The following is a 2,991-nucleotide window of genomic DNA, read 5'->3' on the forward strand; positions in this document are numbered from 1 at the left end:
AACCACCACCACCACACCTCCAACCCACCATACTGTGTGCTGTTTGGTTTTCTTATTTTCTTCACCCCCCCCGCGGGGGCGGCCCCCGGCGGGCCCCCGCCCCCTCGGGCGTGTGATGGAGCCGGGTGTCAGCCCTCGTTGAGCTCGGCCGCGACCAGCTCCGCGATCTGGACCGCGTTCAGCGCGGCACCCTTGCGGAGGTTGTCGCTGGAGATGAACAGCGCGAGGCCGTTCTCGGCCGTCTCGTCCGGCCGGATGCGGCCGACGTACGAGGCGTCCTTGCCGGCGGCCTGGAGCGGCGTCGGGATGTCCGAGAGGACGACACCCGGGGCGCCGCCGAGAAGCTCGGTGGCGCGCTCGGCGGAGATCGGACGGTCGAAGCGGGCGTTCACCTGGAGGGAGTGCCCGGAGAACACCGGGACACGGACGCAGGTGCCGGAGACCTTGAGGGCGGGGATCTCCAGGATCTTGCGCGACTCGTTGCGCAGCTTCTGCTCCTCGTCGGTCTCGTTCAGACCGTCCTCGACGATCGAACCCGCGAGGGGGAGCACGTTGAAGGCGATGGGGCGCTTGTAGACCTGCGGCTCGGGGAAGTCGACCGCCTCGCCGTCGTGGGTCAGCCCGTCGGCCTCGCCGACGACCTTCAGCGCCTGGCCGTGCAGCTCCGCCACACCGGCGACACCCGAACCGGACACCGCCTGATAGGTGGCGACGACGAGCGCCTGGAGGCCCGCCTCCTCGTGCAGCGGCTTCAGGACCGGCATCGCGGCCATCGTCGTGCAGTTCGGGTTGGCGATGATGCCCTTGGGACGGTCGGCGATCGCGTGCGGGTTCACCTCGGAGACGACGAGGGGGACCTCGGGGTCCTTGCGCCAGGCGGAGGAGTTGTCGATCACGACGGCGCCCTGGGAGGCGACCTTCTCGGCCAGCGCCTTGGAGGTGGTCCCGCCCGCCGAGAACAGCACGATGTCCAGGCCCGAGTAGTCCGCCGTGGAAGCGTCCTCCACCGTGACTCCGTCGACGACCGTTCCGGCCGAACGGGCCGAGGCGAACAGACGCAGCTCCCGCACCGGGAAGTCCCGCTCGACGAGGATCTTGCGCATGGCTGTGCCGACCATACCGGTGGCTCCGACGATTCCGACCCTCACGGCGACTCCCTTGACGTGCGTTCTTCGTGGTCCAGCGCTTCCATGATGCGTCTCACCCGGGCCCGCGTGTCCAATCCTTTCGTCGCGCGGCTCACAGCGTGGGACGCGGACCCGCGCGCGCGGGAGCCCGATCCTGCGGCGGCCGGGCGTCCGGGTACGAAGAAATCGCCCGGCGACACGGGGGAACCGCAAGCCGTACGGTGCGTCCCGGTCATGGATCCGGTTCCGGTGTGACGTACGCCTCGAACGAGGCCGAACGTTTTCACCCGCGCCGGCGTCGTAGAGGGGACGCGGGGAGGGGAGGGGTGCTGTGCTGCGCAGAAAGCCACGTCGGGCACCGGGGGCGGACGACCCCCTGGACGCGACGCAGGAACGCCGGGTGCGGGCGGTGCTCGCGCTCGGTGGGGTGCCGCAGGCGGACCTGCCGGACGGGGTACAGCAGGTCCGGCTGCGGCTGCTGGAGCGGGCCGCCAAGGGGTACGAGGCGCCGCGCGACGTGTCGGCCTGGGCGGCGGTCGTCGCCTCGAACCTCGCGATGGACTGGCACCGGGCCAAGCGCCGGCAGGAGCGGCTGGGCGAGCGGCTCGCCTCGCTGCGCCAGATGGAGCAGCCCTCCGACGAGGAGTCCAGCGTGCTCTCGCTGGCCGTCGCCCAGGGCCTGGACGAACTGCCCGACGCCCAGCGCCAGGTCCTCGTCCTGCGGTTCTACGCCGACCTGCCGGTGCGGGACATCGCCCAAGAGCTCGGCATACCCGAGGGCACGGTCAAGAGCAGGCTGCACACGGCGGTCCGCGCGCTGCGCGCCCGCCTGCACGAGGACGAGGTGGTGTGACGTGGCCGAGTACGAAGGTGTGGACGCGCTGCTGGCCGCGATCACGGACGCCGAACTGCCCGAGGGCGCTCGCGACGACGTCGTGTTCATGGCCGAGCACCGGTCGGCCGCCGCGGACGTGGACGTGCTCCGGGAGCAGTTGGTCGTCATCGGTGACGCGCTGGCGGACGCCGGGAGGACCGCCGAGCCGGCCCGCGGGGCCCGGAGCTCCAGGGGGGCCAAGCGGTTCCCAGGGCCGCGGAGGTCGGGCGACGGGCGTCCTGGGGGCACCCCGGGGAAGCGCTCCGGGTACCGGCGCGCGTTCGCCGTCGGGGTCGGCACCCTGGCCGCGGCCGCGGTGGCCTCGGTCGTCGTCGGCCTGGGCTGGCTGGTCACGCAGGGCGGAGCGGGCGGGGTGGACAAGACGAACTCCGCGGACGCCAAGGTGCAGAACAGCGACGACTCGGGCTCGCTCAGCGCCCCCGGCTACATCGCCTGCTCCCGGCTCATCGCGGAGGGCACGGTCACGAAGGTGGCCGCGGTCCCCGGCACCGCGCGGGACCGGATCACCCTGGACGTCTTCCACTACTACAAGCCGGCCAGGGGCGAGAAGGAGGTCACCTTCCTGATGGACCAGGACGTCGACCCGCGGCTGCACCGGGGCGACGAGGTGCTGGTCGCCATCCAGCGGCGCGCCTCGACACCCGACATCTGGACCACGGGGGAGCAGCAGATCGCCCGCGACCGCTCCTGGATCGTCAAGGCGCTGCCCGAGGCCCGGGGCATGAGGTGCGAGCAGTGACACCGGGCGCGGGCCCGGCCGGGTGACCGGCCGGCTCCCGGGGCGGCGGCCGGGCCGACGGGCCGGGGGACCCGAAAGGGGGGGGGGGCCGGGGCCGGCCCCCCCCCCCGGGGGCCGGGGGGCGACATCGGGCGCGACCCCCACGGTTTCGGGCCACGAGAACCAGGCACCCGGAGACCGTTCGCTCTGAGCGAACGAGCCGCGGAAGGGTCACGCGAAAGGCCGTACAC

At 72.6% G+C, this 2,991-nt stretch carries 3 protein-coding genes; 2 read left to right on the top strand and 1 reads right to left on the bottom strand.

What is annotated here, in order from left to right:
• Nucleotides 1-128 precede the first annotated feature (128 nt).
• Nucleotides 129-1,148 (bottom strand): aspartate-semialdehyde dehydrogenase, encoded by a 1,020-nt coding sequence (locus ACFXGX_RS20880; protein ID WP_384793206.1) that lies wholly within the window; start codon nt 1,146-1,148, stop codon nt 129-131.
• A gap of 310 nt (nt 1,149-1,458) precedes the next feature.
• Between ACFXGX_RS20880 and ACFXGX_RS20885 the strand changes: the two genes are divergently transcribed.
• Nucleotides 1,459-1,980 carry a sigma-70 family RNA polymerase sigma factor gene (locus ACFXGX_RS20885; RefSeq protein ID WP_384793209.1) on the top strand — a complete coding sequence of 174 codons (522 nt, stop codon included), beginning with the start codon at nt 1,459-1,461 and terminating at the stop codon, nt 1,978-1,980.
• A gap of 1 nt (nt 1,981) precedes the next feature.
• A complete protein-coding gene (locus ACFXGX_RS20890) occupies nt 1,982-2,761 on the top strand; it encodes a hypothetical protein (RefSeq protein WP_384793212.1) in 780 nt (259 codons plus the stop codon).
• Nucleotides 2,762-2,991 lie beyond the last annotated feature (230 nt).

It is taken from the genome of Streptomyces sp. NPDC059371 (assembly GCF_042751995.1).
Classification (GTDB): domain Bacteria; phylum Actinomycetota; class Actinomycetes; order Streptomycetales; family Streptomycetaceae; genus Streptomyces.